Raw genomic sequence first — 19,110 nt, 5'->3', positions numbered from 1 at the left:
GCTGCGCCGTGACCGGCGTGGCGAACGCCAGCGAAGGCTACCGAGCCAGGTCGTCGCAGCGGCCGGCCTGCAGGTTGGCCTGCAAGGCCGGACGGATCAGCCTGGGCTCCGGCAGGGTGGCATCGCGGGCCTGGCGCTGGGCCACGAAACTCTCGATGTCCACGCCCTCGCGCACATGGATGTTGCTGCGCCGCTGCACGCCGATGCTGGTTTCATGCGCCACGGCCCGACCACCGGGGCCATAGTCGTGGCAGACGAACACCCGCGTGTCGTCCGCCAGCGCGTACAGCCGCTGGATCGATGCATACAGTTGCCGTGCATCGCCGCCGGGGAAGTCGCAGCGTGCGGTTCCCGCGTCGGGCATGAACAGCGAGTCGCCAGGAAACAACGCATCGCCGATCAGGTACGCGATGCTGTCGCTGGTGTGCCCGGGCACGGCAATGACGCGTGCGGCGATGCCGCCGAGCATGAAACGCTCGTCATCGGCAAACAGATGATCGAACTGCGAGCCATCGGCACGGAAGTGCTGCGGCAGCGCATAGCGTAGTGCAAGCGTCTGCTGCACCTGGCGGATGCCTTCGCCGATCGCGATGCGCGCCTGCGGCCAGTGCTGCTTCAGCCACTGCGCTGCCGACAGGTGATCGGCGTGCGCATGGGTTTCCAGCAGCCAGTGCAGGTGCCAGCCGCGCTGCCGGATGGCATCGGCGATGGCCTGCGCGGCACGGGTTTCGATGAGGCCGCTGTCGGCTGCATAGTCCAGTGCCGGATCGATCACCGCGGCCGCGCCGGACGCCGGATCGGCGACCACGTAGGTGAAGGTGTTGCTCTCGGCATGGAAGAACGCAAGCACCTCGGGCTGCATCGGTGTCTCCAGGTCAGGGGGTGGCCAGTGCGGCGTTGAGCACGGCGGCCAATCGGTCGCCGGCCAGGCGCAGCTGTGTCTCGGCCATCGGTCGATAGGTGGCGATGTAGCTGGCCGGCAGGACGTGCGTGGCCGGATAGACGCCAGGGGTCACGGCGATCCTGCACGAGGCCTGCGCCCACGCGGCGGCGGGCGGCGGCAGGACCGGCGACACGGCGGAGGCCGCCGGCAGGGCCAGCAGCCGTTGCAGGTAGTCCGCGTCACTGAGGTGACGGTCGTTGAGCATGCCGCTGTCCCACAGCGCGTGCAGGTTGCTGCCCTTGCCATCGACCTGCAGCTGGAAGTCGTTGCCGCCCTTGTCGTGCGCGTAGCCGGCGTGCATGGGCTGATGGATGTCGCCGACAAAATGCACCACGAACTTCAATGCCTGACGACGCACCTCCAGCGGCTGGCTGCGGTCGGCCAGCAGGGCGGTCTGCCGATCGAGTGCGGCGATCACGCAGTTGCCATCCGGGCAGTCGCGCGGCGGCGCATAGCTGCAGTCCTGTTCGCCCAGGTTGACGTAATGCCACGGCCCGGAACGCTTGCCCAGGTCCGGGTCGTGCTCGCGCAATTCATCGGCCCAGGTCGCGACGCCATGCAAGGTCGCATCGGGCTCGCCGGCAAGCAACTGCGCCACCTGCGCGCGTGCCTGCGGGCTCAGTTCGGTCTCGGCCACGCGTGCCACCAGGCGGTGCCCCTGCGGGCCCCAGGCGAACGCGGTGATGGGCTGGATCGCCGTGGTCAGCGCCACGGCAAGAACAACGAAAGCGGGGGAGAAGGTCTTCATCCCCCGATTGTACGCAACCACCCGGGACGGTTTGATGGCGGTTGCAGTCATGTCGCCGCCGCGCAATGGCGACCACCTGCACGATCAGTAATAGAGCAGGTAGGAGATGCCGTATGTCAGTGGATCGACCCGGGCCTTGCCCAGCCGTGCGCCGTTGAAATCGACATTGCTGCGCGAGTCGGTCCAGCGTGCGTCGATGCGCAGGCCGCTGCGATCATCGAAGATGAAGTCCACACCGACGTGCGCGGTCGCGCCCACCGAATCACCGAAGCGCAACTCGCCGTTGCCGATGCCTTGCGCGGTGTCTTCGCCCACGAAGGCGGTGTAGTTGATGCCGATGCCCACGAACGGGGACACCGTGCCATAGCCGTTGATGTGGTACTGCAACAGCACGCTGGGCGGCACCGACCAGTAACTGCCCACCTTGCCGGCACCTTCCAGCTCGATGTCGTGCTTGCCTGCCACCGCCGCATGCACTTCGAGTCCCAGATTGTTGCGCAGGAAGTATTCGTAGGTGAACGACAGCGCAGGCGCGCCCTTGATCTCCCCGCGTGCACCGCCGAAGGTGCCGCTGTCTGACTTCGGCGAGACATAGCCGGCGCCGTAGCCGGTCGTCCAATGGCCGGCCGACTGTGCAAGAGCGGGAGCGGCCGAAGCGGCCAGTGCGATGGCGAGGGCGGTGCGGATGAACGTGCTCATGGAATCCCCGGTAGGTCGGACAGGCGTTCGACGTGACCGACCTGTCCGCAACTCCGGCGGTGGATGCACGTCCCTGGATCGCCAGTGTGCCAGAGATGCACCGCGCTTGCCGCTGTGACTCAGAAGCGGTGCACGTACGCCGCGCCATAGACCAGCGGATCGATGTTGACCGTGCCGATCCGGGTGCCATTGAGGCGGGCCTCGCTGTCGATGTCGATCCAGCGCACATTCACGCGCAGGGACCCGCGTTCGCTGAGTTTGACGTCCAGGCCCGCGTGCAGGGCCAGGCCCCATGAATCGTCCAGCTCCAACTCGCTGCCGGCCAGCGCGCCGCGGGTGTCGGTGCTGAAGAAACGGGTGTAGTTGATGCCCGCGCCGAGGAAGGGCGACACCTTGCCCTGGCTGTTGAAGTGGTACTGCAGCGACACCACCGGCGGCAGGTGCTTGGTGCTGCCGACGCGGCCCAGTCCACGCAGCGCGATGTCGTGCTCGAACGGCAGCGCGGCCAGGACCTCGATGCCGAGGTTGTCGGCGATGAAGTATTCGGCGGTGAAGGTCGGCTTGATGTCCTTGCCTACGTCTGCTTCCAGCGTGCCGCCAACCAGGCGGCCATTATCGGATTTGGGAGCGACCTGGTGGGCGCCGACGGCAACGGTCCAGTCGCCCTTGGATTGAGCCAGTGCGGGGACGCTGGCGAACGTGGCGGCCAGACCGGCGAGCAGGAGGGTAGAGCGCATGCGCATGGAAACTCTCGTTGTGTGCAGGGGATGGACGAAGTCTTGTGGGTTTGGCCCGGCGACGCCTTGATCCTGATCAAACCAGGGCCGCTTGCGTGCGATGGATGCGCGCGTTGCCGGCGGTCAGGCACCGGCTGCTGCGCTGCGTCGCAGGTGTGACAGCAGCGCTCGCCCTGGAGGAGATCAAGCGCGCGCGGCGCATCGGGTGCGGCGTGCGCCGCCGGTCGCGCCACCGTCGGCATGGGATGTGTGCTGACGGTGACGCGCGCCAGGGCGCAGTCAGCGGGTGGCGTGTCGCGATGCGACCGCATTCACTTGGCCCTGGCGACCTTCGGTGTATCCACTTCCGGCATCGCCGAGCTGTGGTGGTTGATGATCAGCCACTTGCCGTCGCGCTTTTCGTACACGAAGGTGTAGCGCGCCTGCACGTCGCTCTTCTTGCCGTCCTTGTCGGTGAGCGTGAAGGTGTAGACACCGGCGTCCACGGCGCTGTCGTCATCGAGCACGCGCACGGTGCGGTAATTGACCACGCCCTTGGGCTTTTTGGCCAGGAACATCTCGAAGTACTTTTCGATCTGCGAGCGTGACGCGCGGACTTCGTTGGAGACCGTCGGCAGCAATACGCCATCGGGTGCATACAGGTCGGCCACCTTGTGCGGGTTGCCCGAGGCCAGGGCCGCGTTCCAGGTGTCGAACAGCGCAGCGACTTCGCGCGCTTCACCGTCGGCAGGCAGCGAAGCCTTTTCGGTGTAATGCATCACGCCAGCGGCCAGCGCCGGGGTGGCGGCCAATGCCAAAGCGACAGAGAACAGGGTGCGACGCATGGGGAATCTCCGTGTGAGTGAGTGGGTGCCTCAGCAGGCAGGGCCAGTATCGAAATCCACGGAGTGCCGAAATGCTGCTGGTCGGCATATGCCTGAATACGCTTCTCGGCATAGTTGGTTGAAAGGTAAGTTATTGGAAAACAAAGTAGACCGGCGCGTGGCGTAGTGTGATGCGCCTGCGTTTGCGTTGGTCATGCAAGCGGGCATCGTCAGGCCTGCTTGGCAGGCAGGTGGCCCGTCACCAACCGCATCCCGCGCCGGACCGTGCCGATCTCTACCGAACCAGAGCAGGCGTTGCCACCTCTTCTGCGGCTCTCCTTCCGTTTCCCCCTTCGCACTGCCAGCGCTGACGCGGCTGCACGGCCGTACCAGAAGGACGCTGCTAGAATGGCAGCCCCTTTCCATCCGCCGCGCTGTCGCGGCCGCAGGAGCTTGTGAACATGGCAATCAAGGTTGGCATCAACGGATTCGGTCGCATCGGACGCAACGTGCTGCGCTCTGCGGTGCAGAACTTCGCCAATGACATCGAGATCGTGGCCATCAATGACCTGCTCGAGCCCGACTACCTGGCCTACATGCTGCAGTACGACTCGGTGCACGGCCGCTTCAAGGCCGAGGTCTCGGTCGATGGCAACACGCTCATCGTCAACGGCAAGAAGATCCGCCTGACCCAGGAACGCGACCCGGCCAACCTGAAGTGGGACGCTGTCGGCGCCGACGTGGTGATCGAATCCACCGGCCTGTTCCTGACCAAGGACACCGCGCAGAAGCACATCGATGCCGGCGCCAAGAAGGTGATCCTGTCGGCGCCGTCCAAGGACGACACCCCGATGTTCGTCTACGGCGTCAACGACAAGACCTACAACGGCGAAGCCATCGTCTCCAACGCCTCGTGCACCACCAACTGTCTGGCGCCGTTGGCCAAGGTCATCAACGACAAGTGGGGCATCAAGCGCGGCCTGATGACCACCGTGCATGCGGCGACCGCAACCCAGAAGACCGTGGACGGCCCGTCCAACAAGGATTGGCGCGGCGGCCGCGGCATCCTGGAGAACATCATTCCGTCCTCCACCGGCGCGGCCAAGGCCGTGGGCGTGGTGATTCCCGAGCTCAACAAGAAGCTCACCGGCATGAGCTTCCGCGTGCCGACCTCCGACGTTTCGGTGGTCGACCTCACCGTCGAACTGGAAAAGCCGGCCACCTACGCCGAGATCTGCGCCGAAGTGAAGGCGCAGAGCGAAGGCGCGCTGAAGGGCGTGCTGGGGTATACCGAAGACAAGGTCGTGGCGACCGATTTCCGCGGCGAAACCTGCACCTCGGTGTTCGACGCCGACGCCGGCATCGCGCTGGACTCCACCTTCGTCAAGCTGGTGTCCTGGTACGACAACGAGTGGGGCTATTCCAACAAGTGCCTGGAAATGGTGCGGGTGGTTGCCAAGTAAGTTTTTGGCTTGAAATAAAAGGGCCCCGGCATGCCGGGGCTTTTTTTTGGCCACGAATTTTCGTGTGTCCTGCATTGTTGCCCCTTGCCTGGCTGCTCGGAAGTGGACTTTGACCGACTCACGTGCGCTAATTCACCCGCACGGCGGCCGTTCCCGTGTCGTGTACGAAGGATCGGGGAACTCCATGGATCGAGAGAATGACGATGAATAAATTTCTTGCGGGCGCACTGGCGTTCGGTGTGGTCATTGCGGTTTCAGCTCCGCTGGACAGCTGGGCGGCCAAGAAGCAGACCGGTACGCCGGCCTGGATGAATGCCGATGGTGAGGTGATCAAATCGTCCGATGTCGAAGCCGGCTACGGCGAGACGGTCAAGGGCGTCAACGATTACGAAGGCGAGATCACCGGCAAGCCGGCACCGGACAGCAAGTTCACCCAGTTGAAGATCGGGATGCCGATGAAGCAGGTGACCGATCTGATCGGGCAGCCAACCGACCAGGGTTCGTATGTCACCGGCAAGGCCTTTATCCCGTTTTTCTATGGTGGCGACCGCTATCGCCATGAGATGGCCTACAAGGGTCAGGGGCGTCTGGTCTTCGCTGGCAAGTCGATGGATACCGGCGGCAACCTGATCTGGATCATCCATAACAAGAACGACAGCGGCTACCGCGAATAAGTGTTCAAAGCGCCCGGTTCTCCGGGCGTTTTCTTATGCAAGGCGCCACTGCAGCCACGCGTAACGCCGCTGCTTGTCCACTCTCCAACCAGCGGCATGATCTGCAGATTGCTGCCCAGCCGCGGCCCGAGGCTGTATGGTTCGCGCATTCGGCTGGATGCCGGCTCGGGGATTGCTGCGTTGGAAACGATGATCGTGTTGGTGGCCCTGGTGCTGCTTGCCGTGCCGGTGGGTGTGGTGGTCGCGCTAGTGTGGATTGCCGGGCTGCGGCGCCGGGTGGCGACGCTGGAGCAGCGGCTGGCGCAGTGGCAAGCCGGAACTGGCGAGGGCGCGGATGCGCGAACGGATGCGTCCGTGGACGCGCAGGGCAGGGCGTGGGAGCAGCCTGGTGCAGCGCCCGATCTCGATTCCACTCTGAGTGCTGGTGCCTACACGGATGCACCTGGGTTCGGTAGGTCTGGCGCTGTTCGACAGGGCGACGGCGGGAGCGCGCCTGCCGTTGCACATCCGCCTGCGGATCTGGGCGTGATTGATGCGGCTTCCAAGGCGGTGCCGCCCCCGTTGCCTGCGCAGGCCCCTGCAGATGCGACGGCACGCGGTGCGCACGCGGCGTCGGCATTGCCAGACCAGCACGCTCAGGCAACCCGGTCTCAACCTGCGCAACCGCAATCGCCGCAGTCACCCCCCATCCCGGCCGAGCCGGGTGCAGTCGCGCGCGCGGCCAGTGCGTTGAAGCGCTGGTTCACCGAGGGCAATGTGCCGGTCAAGGTCGGCATGCTGGTGTTGCTGGCCGGCGTGGCGTCGCTGCTGAAGTACGCCAGCGATCAGGGCTGGATGCGCATGCCGATCGAACTGCGCTTGGCCGGCATCAGCGTGCTTGCCCTGGCCGGCCTGGTCTTCGGCTGGAGGCAGCGCGGGCAGCGGCCGGGTTTTGCACTGGCATTGCAGGGCGGGTCGATCGGCGGTTTGTTGTTGACCGTGTTCGCCGCGTTCAAGTTGTATGGATTGCTCGGCGCAGGCCTGGCGATGGGCATCAGCGTGGTGCTGATTGCCGGCATGTGCGTGCTGGCGGTGCTGCAGGAGTCGCGCACGCTGGCCGTGTTGGGTGTGCTGGCCGGCTTCCTTGCGCCGATCTGGTTGTCCACCGGCAGTGGCAACCATGTCGCGCTGTTTTCGTATTACGCCGTGCTCAACGCCGGCATCGTGGCGATTGCATGGGCGCGGCCGTGGCGGGTGCTCAACCTGCTCGGATTCGCCTTCACCTTCGGCATCGCGACGTTGTGGGGCGCGCTGCAGTACAGCCCGGCAAAGTTCGCCAGCACCGAGCCGTTCCTGCTGCTGTTTTTTGCCATCTACGTGGCCATTCCGGTGCTGCATGCGCGGCGTGGCGATGGCAGTGCGGGCAGGCTCATCGATGGCAGCCTGTTGTTCGGAACGCCGTTGGTCGCCTTTGCGTTGCAGGCACGCCTGCTGGACGGCGAGCGCCTGACACTGGCGTTGTGCGCGGTGGCGGTGGCCGGCATGTACGCCGGTCTGGCAACGTGGCTGCTGCGTCGTGCATCCACGCGCCTGCTTGGCGAGGCGCACGCGATGCTGGCGGTCGGTTTTGCGACATTGGCCGTGCCGTTGGCGTTGTCTGCGCGCGTCACCGCCAGCGTGTTTGCGCTGGAAGGCGCCGGGCTGTTGTGGCTGGGCCTGCGTCAGCGGCGGCGTATCTCGCAGGTCAGTGGCGTGGCGTTGCAACTGCTGGCCGCCGTTGGCGTGGCCTTCGGCGTGGACGCGTGGCGTAACGACGCCATGGCGGTGGCCAACGCCACCTGCATGAGCACCATGCTGCTGGCGGTTGCCGGCTGGGCCAGTGCCTGGTTCCTGCGCGATGCAGGACATCCGCGGCGTGCGCTGGTGGCGTATCTGTGGGGCCTGGGATGGTGGGTGCTGTGCGGCGTGCACGAGATCCTGCGCTTTGCCGGCGACCTGCGCAGCGAGCCGGACCTGCTGCTCGGCTTTGTCGCGCTCAGCGTGTGGCTGGCGGCCGAGGTGCACCGCCGTCGTCCGGCAGCGGCGCTGGTGTGGACGGTCATGGCCGGCCTGGCGCTGGCCGCGCCGTTGGCGCTGTGGCAGGACCATGCACACACGCAGCCGTTTGCGCACTGGGGTGCACTGGCCTGGTTGGGATTTGCCCTGGCCGGCACGCGCGCGTTGTGGTGCCTGCGCGTACAGCCGGGCGCCGGCGCGATGCTCGCGCAGTTCATCTGGTGGTTGCTGTGGCCGATGGTGGCGTCGTTGGGGATTGCCTGGCTAGCCGATGCCTTCGCGCTCGCCAATGGCTGGCGGTGCGCGTTGCTGGCAGCACCATGGCTGGCGGTGGCGGCGACCGCTCTGCTGCGCTGGCGCTGGCTGGCATGGCCACAAGGTGTGCACTTTGATGCGGCCCGCACTGCCTTGCTGGGCTGCGTCCTTGCGGTGCTGGGGGTCGGCTGGTTGCTCGCATTGGTCGATCCGGTGAGCGCTGCGCCGCTGCCATGGGTGCCGTTGCTCAACCCGGCCGAACTTGCACAGCTGGCGGTGCTCGCGCTGGTTGCGCGCTGGGCATGGTCGGCCGCTGCGCCGTCGATGCTGCAGGCACGGCGCGTCACTGCGCTCGGTGTATTGGGCTGGGTGTTGATCACCGGCAGTACGCTGCACAGCGTGCATCACTGGGGCGCGGTGCCGTGGGATGCCGCGCTGCTGGGTGCGATGGTGTCGCAGACCAGCCTCACCATCGTATGGAGCGTACTGGGTGTGCTGGGCTGGGTGATCGGCTCGCGTCGCGGGCAGCGCGGGTTGTGGCTGGGCGGTGCGTTGTTGATGGGGCTGGTGCTGGCCAAGCTGGTGCTGATCGATCGCCAGCATCTGGGCAATCTGCTCGGCATCGGCTCGTTCATGGCCTATGGCCTGTTGTGCACGGTGGTGGGGTATCTGGCGCCGGCGCCACCACGTCCGGTGGTCGAGGAACGCGCCGTCGACAACGCTGACGCGGCAAGGGATCAGGCATGAGTACCAAACGGTGGGGATGGGTGTTGCTGGTGCCGCTGGTGGCGCAGGCGGCCGATGTGCGGCAGGACTATCGGCAGCAATGGCCGTTGCAGGTGGCCGGCTCTGACGCCGGGCTGTACCAGGTGAGGTTGAACGAGGCGGTGTATCGCAGTGCCGTCGACGCCGGGCTGCGCGATGTCGCAGTGATCGATGCACGTGGCGAAGAAATGCCCACTGCGCCGCTGGCCGCCGACGCTGAGCCGGCCGCAGCGCCACGTCGGCAAGGGTTGCCGTTGTTCGCGTTGCCCGAAAGTGCAGCGGCGGCCAACGGCGACCTGCAGCTCATCGCCGAGCGCGATGCCAGCGGTGCGGTGCGGCGGCTGGAGGGCCGCTTCGCCACCGGTGCGCCCGCGGCGTCCGGCAGTGGCGGCAGTTGGTTGCTCGATGCCAGCGCACTGCGCGACCGGCCGCGCGCGCTCTGGCTGGACTGGGCGGGCGAGACACCGGTGCAGGCCCATCTGCGCGTGGAGGGCAGCGACGATCTGCGCACTTGGCGCGTGCTGGCTTCCGATGCCACCGTCATGGCGCTGGACAACCAGGCGCAGCGGCTGCAGCAACGCCGCATCGCGCTGGAGCAGGGCGCACGCTACCTGCGTCTGGTGCCCGTGTCCGGCGCATTGCCGACACTTCGCAATGTCGAGGCAGAACTGGACGGGCGTACCGCACCCACCCCGCTGTCGTGGCTGGAGCTGCCGGGCACCGCACAGGACACGGGCGTGACCTACCGCCTGCCCGGCCGCTTTCCCGTCACGCAGCTGGATGTCGGCGCGGGTCAGGCCGAGGCCGTGGAATGGACGGCGGACAGCCGCGATGCCGACGCCGCCGCCTGGCTGCGGCGGGCAGGGCCGTGGCTGGCGTATCGGCTTGGCACCGGTGCTTCGCCGCCGCAGCGGTTGTCCGCGCCGGTGCGCGATCGTCAATGGCGCCTGGTGGCGGCACAGGGGCGCAGCCCGGCGGTTCCGAGCTTGCGGGTGGGCTACCAGCCGGAGCGGCTGATGTTTCTCGCCCAGGGCCAGCCGCCGTATGCGCTGGTGGCCGGTAGCGCACGCGTGCGACGCGGCGACGCACCGCTGGCGTCCATGCTGCAGGCGCTACGACGTGAACGCGGCGCACAGTGGCAGCCGGCCACGGTGCGCCTGGCTGCAGAGGCGCAGCCATTGGCCGGCGACGCAGCGCTGCAGCCCGCCACCACCCCGCGCGACTGGAAGCGCTGGCTGCTGTGGGCGCTGTTGATCGGCGGCGCATTGCTGGTGGGCGGTCTGGCGTTGAGCCTGCTGCGCACATCCGGCACCGATCGGCCTGCCTGATCCTTTGGCCGGATGCGGTTGCCGGCTGCGTCCGGGGTGCGGGTTTGCCGCATCGGGGCGAAGGCCGGACAATGGGCATCCCCCGTCGCCAAGGCAGCCGCATTGCCCGTCGTGTTCGACCGACCAGAGTTTGCGCCCTCCTCAGTTGCGGTGGCGCCCGCCCAGCGCACCGCCGGGTTGCGGTGCGGCGGGCCGATTCCGAGCCCTGATTGCCCGATCCCCGCCGCCAAGGCAGTCGCCTTGACCGTGGTCTTCGAGCCACTGCCGTCGGCGTCTGCCGCAGGTGCAATGGCGGCAGCGTTGTGAACGACGGCGCCACGCCAAGCTGGCGCAGTAGCGCCATTCCTCCGCGCGCAAGGCATGTACCCACGCGCGGCGCCGTGTACCAATCCGCAATCTCGATCCCCTAATCCCCCAGACTTAGCGAGCCAAGCCCATGTCCATCGTCCGTATGACCGACCTCGATCTCTCCGGCAAGCGCGTGCTGATCCGCCAGGATCTCAACGTGCCGATCGACAACGGCCAGATCACCTCCGAACAGCGCATCACCGCCTCGGTGCCCACCATCAAGCTGGCGCTGGAAAAGGGCGCCGCGGTCATGGTCACCTCGCATCTGGGCCGGCCCAAGGAAGGCAGCTGGACCGAAGACGATTCGCTGGCGCCGGTGGCCGCGCGCCTGACCGCGCTGCTCGGCGTGGACGTGCCGCTGGTGCGCGACTGGGTCGATGGGGTGGAGGTGGCGCCGGGCCAGGTGGTGTTGCTGGAAAACTGCCGCATGAACATCGGCGAGGGCAAGGACGACGAGACGCTGGCGCGCAAGTACGCCGCGCTATGCGATGTGTTCGTGATGGATGCCTTCGGCACCGCGCATCGCGCGCAGGCCTCCACGCATGGCGTGATCCGCTTCGCGCCGGTCGCCGCCGGTGGCCCGTTGCTGATGGCCGAACTGGACGCGCTGGCCAAGGCGCTGGACAACCCGGCCAAGCCGTTGCTGGCGATCGTGGCCGGCAGCAAGGTCTCCACCAAGCTGGAGTTGTTGTCCAACCTGGTCAACAAGGTCGACCAGTTGATCGTCGGCGGCGGCATCGCCAACACCTTCATCGCCGCCGCCGGGCATGACGTGGGCAAGTCGTTGAACGAACCGGACCTGATCCCGACCGCCAACCAGATCGTGGCCGATGCCAAAACGCGTGGCGCAGAGATTCCGCTGCCCACCGATGTAGTCGTTGCCAAGCAGTTCCTGCCCGATGCCGAGGCCAGCGTGAAGTCGCTCGATGCGGTGGATGCGGACGATCTGATCCTGGACATCGGCCCGCAGACCGCGCAGCGCTACGCCGAGCTGATCGCCAATGCCGGCACCGTGGTGTGGAACGGGCCGGTCGGCGTGTTCGAATTCGAGCCCTTCAGCCACGGCACCGAAACGCTGGCACGTGCGATCGCCGGCTCCAAGGCGTTCTCGATCGCCGGCGGCGGCGACACCCTGGCGGCTGTAGACAAATACGACATCGCCCGGGACGTCACCTACATCTCCACCGGTGGCGGCGCGTTCCTGGAGTTCCTCGAAGGCAAGACCCTGCCGGCCGTGGCCGCGCTCGAGGCCCGCGGCAAGTGAGCGCAGCCACGCTGTTCTTCGATCTGGACGGGACCCTGGTCGATTCGGAGCCGGGCATCGTCGCCAGCATCGTGCATGCCTTCGATGAGATCGGGCAGCCGCGTCCCTCTGCGCAGACCTTGCGCGCCTGGATCGGCCCACCGCTGCGCGACAGTTTCACCGAATGCTTTCCGGATGACCCGGCGCTGGTGCAGCGCGCGCTGGGCCTCTACCGCGCGCGCTACGACGCGGTGGGCTGGACCGAACTGAGCGTGTTCGACGACATCGGCGATGTGGTCACCGGCCTGCATCGCGGCGGTCATCGGCTGGCCGTGGTGACCTCCAAGAACGAACGCTACGCGCGGCGCATCGTCGAGCATCTGCCGTTCGGTGCGTGCTTCGACAACGTGATCGGCGCCAGCGAGGATGGCGAGCGCCGCTTCAAGCCCGACCTCATCGCCGAAGCGCTGCGCCGCCTGCAGATCGACAAGACCGGCTGCGTGATGATCGGCGACCGCCGGATGGATATCGAGGGCGCCAACCACCACGGCATTCACAGCATCGGCGTGTTGTGGGGCTTCGGCGACGAGGCCGAACTGCGTACTGCAGGTGCCGGCGCGATCGCGCAGACGCCGGCGCAACTGCGGCAGTTGATTAACGCGTGATCCGTGTGCATCGGCCGTCGCGTTCGCTTGGTCGTTGCCGGCGCCTTGCACGGCGCGACCCGGCACGCAGCTCTTCACCGCCATCGGGTTAGGGTGGCGACCGCACACGTTGCCAGGCGCAACGTGTGCGTAGACGTACGTACTGTCCCGCACTGTCTGTAAGACATGCCGGAATAGGAGGGTGGCTATGCCGCAATGCCATCCTTGGTGCGTGACGTGTGTGTTAAGTTTCGCGGCTTTTACAGGGAGGCCATCATGAAAGAACGTCAACGCCGCACCAAGATCCTCGCCACCCTCGGACCGGCAACGGATGCGCCCGGGGTGCTGGATAAGCTGTTCAAGGCGGGCGTCAACGTGGTGCGCCTCAACTTCAGTCATGGCGATCCGTCCGGCCAGGCCAAGCGTGCTGCCGAAGTGCGTGCCGCCGCGGCACGCGTCGGTGCCGAGGTCGGCATCCTGGCTGACCTGCCGGGCCCGAAGATCCGCATCGAGCGCTTTGCCGAAGGCAAGATCAAGCTGGCCATGGGCGATCGCTTCGACCTGGTGGCCGACGCCAATGCACCGGCCGGTGATCAGCAGCAGGTGGGCGTCAGCTACCTGGGCCTGCCGCAGGACGTGACCGCAGGCGACGTGCTGCTGCTGGACGATGGCTTGGTGCAGTTGCAGGTCACCGACGTGCAGGGCACGCGCATCGTCACCACCGTGCTCAACGACGGCGTGCTGTCCGATCGCAAGGGCCTGAACAAGCAGGGCGGCGGCTTGTCGCTGGGCGCGTTGACCGAGCGCGACAAGGAGCTGATCGGCATCGTCGCCAAGATCGGCGTGGACTTCATCGCGGTGTCGTTCTGCCGTAATGCGCAGGACATGCACGACGCGCGGCAGATCGCCCAGCAGCACGGCTGCGATGCGCAGCTGGTCTCCAAGATCGAGCGCACCGAAGCGATCGAAAACCTGGTCGAAATCGTCGAAGCCTCCGACGTGGTGATGGTGGCGCGTGGCGATCTGGGCGTGGAAATCGGCGATGCCGAATTGCCGGGTCTGCAGAAGAAGATCATTCGCGAGTCGCTGGCGCAGAACAAGGTGGTGATCACTGCCACCCAGATGCTGCAGTCGATGGTCGAAAGCCCGATCCCGACCCGCGCCGAAGTGCTGGACGTGGCCAACGCGGTCATCGACGGCACCGATGCGGTAATGCTCTCGGCCGAAACCGCCGCCGGTGCCTATCCGGTGCGCGCGGTGGAAGCGATGGCGCGCATCTGTCTGGGTGCAGAGCATCAGTTCGAGTTCGATACCGACTTCGAAGCGGCGCAACGCAACCTGCAGCGCGCCGACCAGGCCATCGCCATGGCGACCATGTTCCTGTCCGAGCACATCGGCCTGGGCGGCGTGGTGGCGTTGACCGAATCCGGCGGCACGCCGCGCTTCCTGTCGCGCTTCCGTTCCAACATGCCGATCTATGCCTTCACCCGTCACGACGGCGCGCGTCGCCAGATGGCGATGATGCGCGGCGTGTTCCCGATCAGCTTCGACAGCCGCGGCCTGACCCCGCGCGAAGCCGCGCGGGCGGCGATCCGCCTGCTGGTGGAGAACGAGCGCATGGGTCCTGGCGACCGCGTGGTGTTCACCAGCGGCGAGCACATGGAAATGCACGGCGCCACCAACACGCTGCGCCTGCTGGAAGTGGGCGAAGACGGTCGCGCCACTGGCCTGGGCGAGCTGTAATCCCCGTTGACGGTATACGGCGCATTACCTGAGCCGGAAGACGCGACACACAACGGCGGCCCCAGGGCCGCCGTTGTGCTGTGTGGAGATGCCGGGCGCGGGTAAGTGCTTGGCCTGGGTCGGCGGGTTGCTCAACGGCCGGATCCGGCGACTGCCCGGCCAGCGCACGATCGCCGCCGCGTTGCGTCACGGTGTTGATATGACGCGCCATAAGTTTCACAAGACGATGCATGCCCACGAAGGCGATTCCGCTTTCCCGCTCGTCGACGCAATGGAGCGAAGGTGAACGACGCGCGGGGTGACCGGATAGGTGACGAAGAGGGTGAGCTTCGTCGTGACGTGAGTAGCCCATGCCGCAGGCAGCTCCATGCAACAGGCCAACACCCATAACGCAATCAACGCATGCGTGGTGCAGATTCGGCCGCGCCGCCGCACGTTGTTGGTGCCACGCATCACAGCAAGCAAGCAACAAGCTGCACGACATGCTCAGCTTCAACGATTCCCGATTCCCGATTCCCGATTCCCGATTCCCGCATGCGAGCGGCGCCACACATCCCGTCATGCGCGCACGGTGTAATCGGTTGCAGGCATTCCGTGAAGGAATGTGTACGACTTTCGTCGCTATACTTTCGTTCTCCCCCGCAGCTGCCACAGGAACTACATGAGCATCGAACAGCTTGCCGAAACCGCCCAGGCCATGGTCGCCCCGGGCAAGGGCATCATCGCCATCGACGAGTCGACCAGCACGATCGCAAAGCGTTTTGCCAGCGTCGGCATCGAGAACATCGAAGAAAACCGTCGCGCCTATCGCGAACTGCTGCTGACCACGCCCAAGCTGAGCGATTACATCTCCGGCGCCATCCTGTTCGACGAGACCATCCGTCAGAAGACCAAGGACGGCGTGCCGTTCGCCAAGTACATGGCCGAGCACGGCATCATCCCGGGCATCAAGGTCGACAAGGGCGCGCAGCCGCTGGCCGGCATGCCGGGCGAGCTGGTCACTGAAGGTCTGGATGGCCTGCGCGCACGTCTTGAGGAGTACTACACGCTGGGTGCACGGTTCGCCAAGTGGCGTGCGGTCATCAACATCGGCGAAGACATCCCCTCCGGCACCTGCATCGAGGCCAACTCGCATGCGTTGGCGCGTTATGCGGCGCTGTGTCAGGAACAGGGCCTGGTGCCGATGGTCGAGCCGGAAGTGATCATGGACGGCGACCACGACATCGAGACCTGCTACGAAGTGACCGAAGCCACGCTGCGCTCGCTGTTTGGCGCGCTGTACGAGCAGAACGTCGTGCTCGAAGGCACCATCCTGAAGGCCTCGATGGTCATCTCCGGCAAGGGCTGCGAAGAGCAGGCCAGTGTCGAGGAAGTGGCCGAGTCCACCGTGATGTGCCTGAAGTCGACCGTGCCGGCGATCCTGCCGGGCATCGTGTTCCTGTCTGGCGGCCAGACCGACGAGCAGTCCACCGCGCACCTCAACGAGATGCACCAGCTCGGCAACCTGCCGTGGCCGCTGAGCTTCTCCTACGGTCGCGCCATGCAGCAGGCGGCACTGAAGCTGTGGGCCAAGGACATGACCGGCAACTTCGCCAAGGCGCAGCAGATCATTTATGAGCGCGCCAAGGAAAACGGCCTGGCTGCACTGGGCAAGTGGAAGGGCTGATCGGCTGATCGCGGCTGCAAAGCCGGGTCAAACCAGGCATGAAGACGCCGGCAGCGATGCCGGCGTTTTTTATTGGGCGTCGATGGCAATGCATGAGCCGATGGCAATGCATCGGCTGGTCGGGTGAGCAGGCCGCGCAGCGGCGGTGCTTCAAATGCGGCGGCGTGACCGGCGCGAAGCATTGGCGTGCCGAGCATCCGCCGCCGGCCGGGCTTGCAGTCTGATGCATGGGCTCAAACGCAACGGGCGCCTTGCGGCGCCCGTCAGTGCAATGCGCGTCTCGTGGCGTCAGGCCGCTGCGGTCTCCTGCGTTGCCAATGCCTGCTGATAGGCCTTGTAGGTGGCGTCGTTATAGGCCACCAGAACGATGTGCTTGGGCACCTTGTGCGAGCGCTGCCAGTCGCGTGTCTCGGTGACCGCGATGCGTGCGGCCTGATGCAGCGGATAGCCGTAGATGCCGCAGCTGATCGCCGGGAATGCGATCGAGTGCAGCAGCATCTGCTCGGCAAGCTTGAGCGACTGCCAGTAGCAGTTGGCCAGCTGTTCCGGTTCGTTGTGCTTGCCGTCGCGCCACACCGGGCCCACGGTATGAAACACGTGACGCGCCTTCAGGTTGAAACCGTCGGTGACGCGGATTTCGCCGGTGGGGCAGCGCACGCCCGGGCGTACCTGCGGCAGGGCTTCGCAGGCCTGCAGCAAACCCGGGCCGGCAGCGCGATGGATGGCGCCATCCACGCCACCACCGCCCAGCAGTGATTCGTTGGCGGCGTTGACGATGACGTCAACGTCGAGTTCGGTGATGTCGCCTTGCCAGACTTCGATTTTCATGGCGAGATAGTTATGGGATTTGAATGATGAACGCGTGATGGGGATCAGGCGTTGCGGAGCCCCACGCTAGCGGCCATTCATCTCATCGACTGCGACCACGCCGGACCTCGCAAACCCCACGGCAGGCGCACGCGAAATCGGGCGATCGAGGCGGCTTTGCGCTGCCGCCGATTGGAACAATTTATCGCCGATGCGCGACGGTCAGGGATCTGCACGGTTGCCCGGCGAGGGGATGGCGCGGCTCCACGCCAGCCTGCGTGCCGCTGTTCAGAGCCAGCGGCGGACGCGCGCGCAATAGTCGGTGTAATGGCGGCCGAATTCTGCGCGCAGACGCGCCTCTTCGAAGGGAATGACGTACAGCCGCAGCGCGAGCCACGGCAGTGGCACTAGCGCGACCGCCCACAGCAGCCCAAGCTGCAGGCACAGGCCGACATAGCTCAGCACCAGCGCCATGTACATCGGGTTGCGGGTGAATCGATATGGGCCGTCCAGCACCAGGCGCGATGGATGGCCGCTCGGCATGATGGTGGTGCGCCGACGTGCGAACAGGATGAAGCAGCTCACCGCCAGCGCCAGGCCGAGGCAGGCGATGACGCCGCCGGCCAGTTCGATCCATGCCAGTGGCGTGGGAGCGGGCAGGGGGAGCGCCAGCGCGTCCTGCAGCCACGCGCCCAGACCCAGGGCGAGCGCGAAGTGCACCGGCGAGGTCATCTTCACCAGCCATGGCGCCCGCGAGACGCGGGTGTCGCTGTGTCCATACGGCTGGTTGCTCACGCATCTCTCCCTACATCACGGCCGTCATCCTAACGTTTCCTTGACATGGGCGGGAGTGCGGGAAGTCGAAGCTGTGACCCAGAAAGCCAGGCTGTGACCCGGAAAGTCGGCACGCAGATGGCGAGCAGCGCGTGCCTGCCGTGAACTGCAAAATGCGAGCGCACCGTGTGTAGCGCTCCAGAGCACCCCGTCCGCCACCAGTGTGCGCGCTGCAATCGATACGACCCTCAGCATCGGCGCGGCAACCTTGCCCCAACGCAAGCCAGGCAGTCGATCCAACGGACAGATCGCACACCACGACGCCTTCACGCTTTCCCGGTTCCCAGTCTCCCAGTCTCCCGGTCCCCCGGTTCCCCGGTTCCGGTTCCCGGTTCCCGGTTCCCGGGTCCCGAAAAGAGAAGGCCGCGCATCCGCGGCCTCCACATCGCGGCCCTCTCGTGACCGATCAGGGCAGGCCAGCCAGCCAGTCGTCGTCGGAGCCTTCGTTGATGTCGGCGAACAGCGGCGTGGAGAAATAGCGCTCGCCGGTGTCGGGCAGCATGGCCAGGATCACCGCGCCGGGCACCGCGCCTTCTGCCACGCGCAGTGCAGTGGCGACGGTGGCGCCGCCGGAGATGCCGGTGAAGATGCCTTCTTCGGCGGCCAGGCGGCGCGCCACGGTGATGGCGTCGGTGTCTTCCACGCTGAGCACCTCATGGGCGACCTCGCGGTTGAGCACCTCGGGCACGAAGTCGGGCGTCCAGCCCTGGATCTTGTGCGGCTTCCAGTCCTGGCCCTGCAGCAGCGCCGCGCCGGCCGGCTCGGTGGCGGTGATGCGCACTTCCGGGCGGGCCACGCGCAGCACTTCGCCCACGCCGGTCAGCGTTCCGCCGGTGCCCCAGCCGGTGACGAAATGGTCGAGCCGGTGGCCGGCGAAGTCGCGCAGGATTTCGGCGGCGGTGGTGTTGCGGTGGTAGGCCGGGTTGGCCGGATTGGCGAACTGGCTGGCCAGGAACCAGCCGTGCTGTTCGGCCAGTTCCTTCGCTTTACGCACCATGCCGCTGCCGCGCTCGGCGGCGGGGGTCAGGATCACCTTGGCGCCATAGGCGCGCATCAGTTTGCGGCGCTCGATCGAGAAGGTTTCCACCATGGTGGCGACGAACTTGTAGCCGCGTGCGGCGGCGACCATGGCCAACGCCACGCCGGTGTTGCCGGAGGTAGCTTCAACGATCGTGTCGCCGGGCTTGAGCAGGCCGCGCTGCTCGGCGTCCAGGATGATGGCCAGTGCCAGGCGGTCCTTGACCGAGCCGCCCGGATTGAACGATTCCACCTTGACGTAGAGGGTGACGTTGTCCGGAGCGAGGCGGTTGAGTTTGACCACCGGGGTGCGGCCGATGGTGTCGAGGATGTTGTCGTACAGGGCCATGGGGTCTCCG

At 66.3% G+C, this 19,110-nt stretch carries 18 protein-coding genes; 10 read left to right on the top strand and 8 right to left on the bottom strand.

Going from position 1 to position 19,110, the window contains the following annotated elements; genetic code table 11:
* Positions 1-37: 37 nt before the first annotated feature.
* The 5 genes from RZV17_RS15730 to RZV17_RS15710 form a co-directional block, all read right to left on the bottom strand.
* A complete protein-coding gene (locus RZV17_RS15730) occupies positions 38-862 on the bottom strand; it encodes an MBL fold metallo-hydrolase (RefSeq protein WP_166744843.1) in 825 nt (274 codons plus the stop codon).
* Between the two features lie 13 nt (positions 863-875).
* A complete protein-coding gene (locus tag RZV17_RS15725; protein WP_104580745.1) occupies positions 876-1,691 on the bottom strand; it encodes a S1/P1 nuclease in 816 nt (271 codons plus the stop codon).
* A gap of 84 nt (positions 1,692-1,775) precedes the next feature.
* A complete protein-coding gene (locus tag RZV17_RS15720) occupies positions 1,776-2,390 on the bottom strand; it encodes an OmpW family outer membrane protein (protein WP_355604816.1) in 615 nt (204 codons plus the stop codon).
* A 119-nt stretch (positions 2,391-2,509) separates the two neighbouring features.
* Entirely contained in the window at positions 2,510-3,133 is a 624-nt protein-coding gene (locus RZV17_RS15715) for an OmpW family protein (RefSeq protein ID WP_039411063.1), read from the bottom strand.
* A gap of 305 nt (positions 3,134-3,438) precedes the next feature.
* Positions 3,439-3,951, bottom strand: a complete 513-nt coding sequence (locus tag RZV17_RS15710) for an SgcJ/EcaC family oxidoreductase (protein ID WP_104580748.1) — start codon at positions 3,949-3,951, stop codon at positions 3,439-3,441.
* A 440-nt stretch (positions 3,952-4,391) separates the two neighbouring features.
* Between RZV17_RS15710 and gap the strand changes: the two genes are divergently transcribed.
* From gap to RZV17_RS15660, 10 genes are all read left to right on the top strand, one after another.
* Complete coding sequence (gap, locus tag RZV17_RS15705) at positions 4,392-5,393, top strand: type I glyceraldehyde-3-phosphate dehydrogenase (protein ID WP_039411059.1); 1,002 nt, start codon at positions 4,392-4,394, stop codon at positions 5,391-5,393.
* Positions 5,394-5,596: 203 nt separating this feature from the next.
* Positions 5,597-6,067, top strand: a complete 471-nt coding sequence (locus RZV17_RS15700; RefSeq protein WP_052077063.1) for a hypothetical protein — start codon at positions 5,597-5,599, stop codon at positions 6,065-6,067.
* Positions 6,068-6,247: 180 nt separating this feature from the next.
* On the top strand, positions 6,248-9,103 hold the full coding sequence (locus tag RZV17_RS15695; RefSeq protein WP_355604812.1) for a DUF2339 domain-containing protein: 2,856 nt from the start codon (positions 6,248-6,250) through the stop codon (positions 9,101-9,103).
* Positions 9,100-10,449, top strand: coding sequence for a DUF3999 domain-containing protein (locus tag RZV17_RS15690; protein WP_355604809.1), 1,350 nt, complete (start codon positions 9,100-9,102; stop codon positions 10,447-10,449). The genes RZV17_RS15695 and RZV17_RS15690 overlap by 4 nt, the downstream gene beginning before the upstream one ends.
* Positions 10,450-10,885: 436 nt before the next feature.
* Entirely contained in the window at positions 10,886-12,061 is a 1,176-nt protein-coding gene (locus RZV17_RS15685; RefSeq protein WP_355604806.1) for a phosphoglycerate kinase, read from the top strand.
* Positions 12,058-12,705: an HAD family hydrolase gene (locus RZV17_RS15680; protein WP_355604803.1), complete on the top strand. Its 648-nt coding sequence runs from the start codon at positions 12,058-12,060 to the stop codon at positions 12,703-12,705. Before RZV17_RS15685 ends, RZV17_RS15680 begins: the two co-directional genes overlap by 4 nt.
* 255 nt (positions 12,706-12,960) lie before the next feature.
* A complete protein-coding gene (gene pyk, locus RZV17_RS15675) occupies positions 12,961-14,427 on the top strand; it encodes a pyruvate kinase (protein WP_184438510.1) in 1,467 nt (488 codons plus the stop codon).
* Between the two features lie 109 nt (positions 14,428-14,536).
* Positions 14,537-14,713, top strand: coding sequence for a hypothetical protein (locus RZV17_RS15670; protein WP_355604800.1), 177 nt, complete (start codon positions 14,537-14,539; stop codon positions 14,711-14,713).
* Between the two features lie 375 nt (positions 14,714-15,088).
* Positions 15,089-16,093: a class I fructose-bisphosphate aldolase gene (locus RZV17_RS15665; RefSeq protein WP_039411046.1), complete on the top strand. Its 1,005-nt coding sequence runs from the start codon at positions 15,089-15,091 to the stop codon at positions 16,091-16,093.
* A gap of 38 nt (positions 16,094-16,131) precedes the next feature.
* Positions 16,132-16,317, top strand: a complete 186-nt coding sequence (locus RZV17_RS15660; protein ID WP_139015230.1) for a hypothetical protein — start codon at positions 16,132-16,134, stop codon at positions 16,315-16,317.
* Positions 16,318-16,381: 64 nt separating this feature from the next.
* On the opposite strand, the gene RZV17_RS15655 is transcribed toward RZV17_RS15660, so the two are convergent.
* The 3 genes from RZV17_RS15655 to cysK form a co-directional block, all read right to left on the bottom strand.
* Positions 16,382-16,921, bottom strand: a complete 540-nt coding sequence (locus RZV17_RS15655) for an O-acetyl-ADP-ribose deacetylase (RefSeq protein WP_039411044.1) — start codon at positions 16,919-16,921, stop codon at positions 16,382-16,384.
* A 267-nt stretch (positions 16,922-17,188) separates the two neighbouring features.
* The gene (locus tag RZV17_RS15650; RefSeq protein WP_355604797.1) at positions 17,189-17,695 is read right to left on the bottom strand and encodes an isoprenylcysteine carboxylmethyltransferase family protein; all 507 of its coding nucleotides are present in this window, start codon (positions 17,693-17,695) and stop codon (positions 17,189-17,191) included.
* Positions 17,696-18,140: 445 nt separating this feature from the next.
* Positions 18,141-19,100 carry a cysteine synthase A gene (gene cysK, locus RZV17_RS15645; protein WP_039415648.1) on the bottom strand — a complete coding sequence of 320 codons (960 nt, stop codon included), beginning with the start codon at positions 19,098-19,100 and terminating at the stop codon, positions 18,141-18,143.
* Positions 19,101-19,110: the final 10 nt, after the last annotated feature.

This window comes from Xanthomonas cannabis (assembly GCF_040616535.1).
In the GTDB taxonomy this organism is placed as follows: domain Bacteria; phylum Pseudomonadota; class Gammaproteobacteria; order Xanthomonadales; family Xanthomonadaceae; genus Xanthomonas; species Xanthomonas cannabis.
Note: the sequence above shows the minus strand (reverse complement) of the source record. Positions and strands in the feature narration are given on the sequence as shown.

Excerpts from the sequence above, each read along its gene's own strand:
- RZV17_RS15730 (WP_166744843.1), bottom strand. The coding sequence starts at position 862 with ATGCAGCCCGAGGTGCTTGCGTTCTTCCATGCCGAGAGCAACACCTTC.
- RZV17_RS15725 (WP_104580745.1), bottom strand. The coding sequence starts at position 1,691 with ATGAAGACCTTCTCCCCCGCTTTCGTTGTTCTTGCCGTGGCGCTGACC.
- RZV17_RS15720 (WP_355604816.1), bottom strand. The coding sequence starts at position 2,390 with ATGAGCACGTTCATCCGCACCGCCCTCGCCATCGCACTGGCCGCTTCG.
- RZV17_RS15715 (WP_039411063.1), bottom strand. The coding sequence starts at position 3,133 with ATGCGCATGCGCTCTACCCTCCTGCTCGCCGGTCTGGCCGCCACGTTC.
- RZV17_RS15710 (WP_104580748.1), bottom strand. The coding sequence starts at position 3,951 with ATGCGTCGCACCCTGTTCTCTGTCGCTTTGGCATTGGCCGCCACCCCG.
- gap (WP_039411059.1), top strand. The coding sequence starts at position 4,392 with ATGGCAATCAAGGTTGGCATCAACGGATTCGGTCGCATCGGACGCAAC.
- RZV17_RS15700 (WP_052077063.1), top strand. The coding sequence starts at position 5,597 with ATGAATAAATTTCTTGCGGGCGCACTGGCGTTCGGTGTGGTCATTGCG.
- RZV17_RS15690 (WP_355604809.1), top strand. The coding sequence starts at position 9,100 with ATGAGTACCAAACGGTGGGGATGGGTGTTGCTGGTGCCGCTGGTGGCG.
- RZV17_RS15685 (WP_355604806.1), top strand. The coding sequence starts at position 10,886 with ATGTCCATCGTCCGTATGACCGACCTCGATCTCTCCGGCAAGCGCGTG.
- pyk (WP_184438510.1), top strand. The coding sequence starts at position 12,961 with ATGAAAGAACGTCAACGCCGCACCAAGATCCTCGCCACCCTCGGACCG.
- RZV17_RS15665 (WP_039411046.1), top strand. The coding sequence starts at position 15,089 with ATGAGCATCGAACAGCTTGCCGAAACCGCCCAGGCCATGGTCGCCCCG.
- RZV17_RS15660 (WP_139015230.1), top strand. The coding sequence starts at position 16,132 with ATGAAGACGCCGGCAGCGATGCCGGCGTTTTTTATTGGGCGTCGATGG.
- RZV17_RS15655 (WP_039411044.1), bottom strand. The coding sequence starts at position 16,921 with ATGAAAATCGAAGTCTGGCAAGGCGACATCACCGAACTCGACGTTGAC.
- cysK (WP_039415648.1), bottom strand. The coding sequence starts at position 19,100 with ATGGCCCTGTACGACAACATCCTCGACACCATCGGCCGCACCCCGGTG.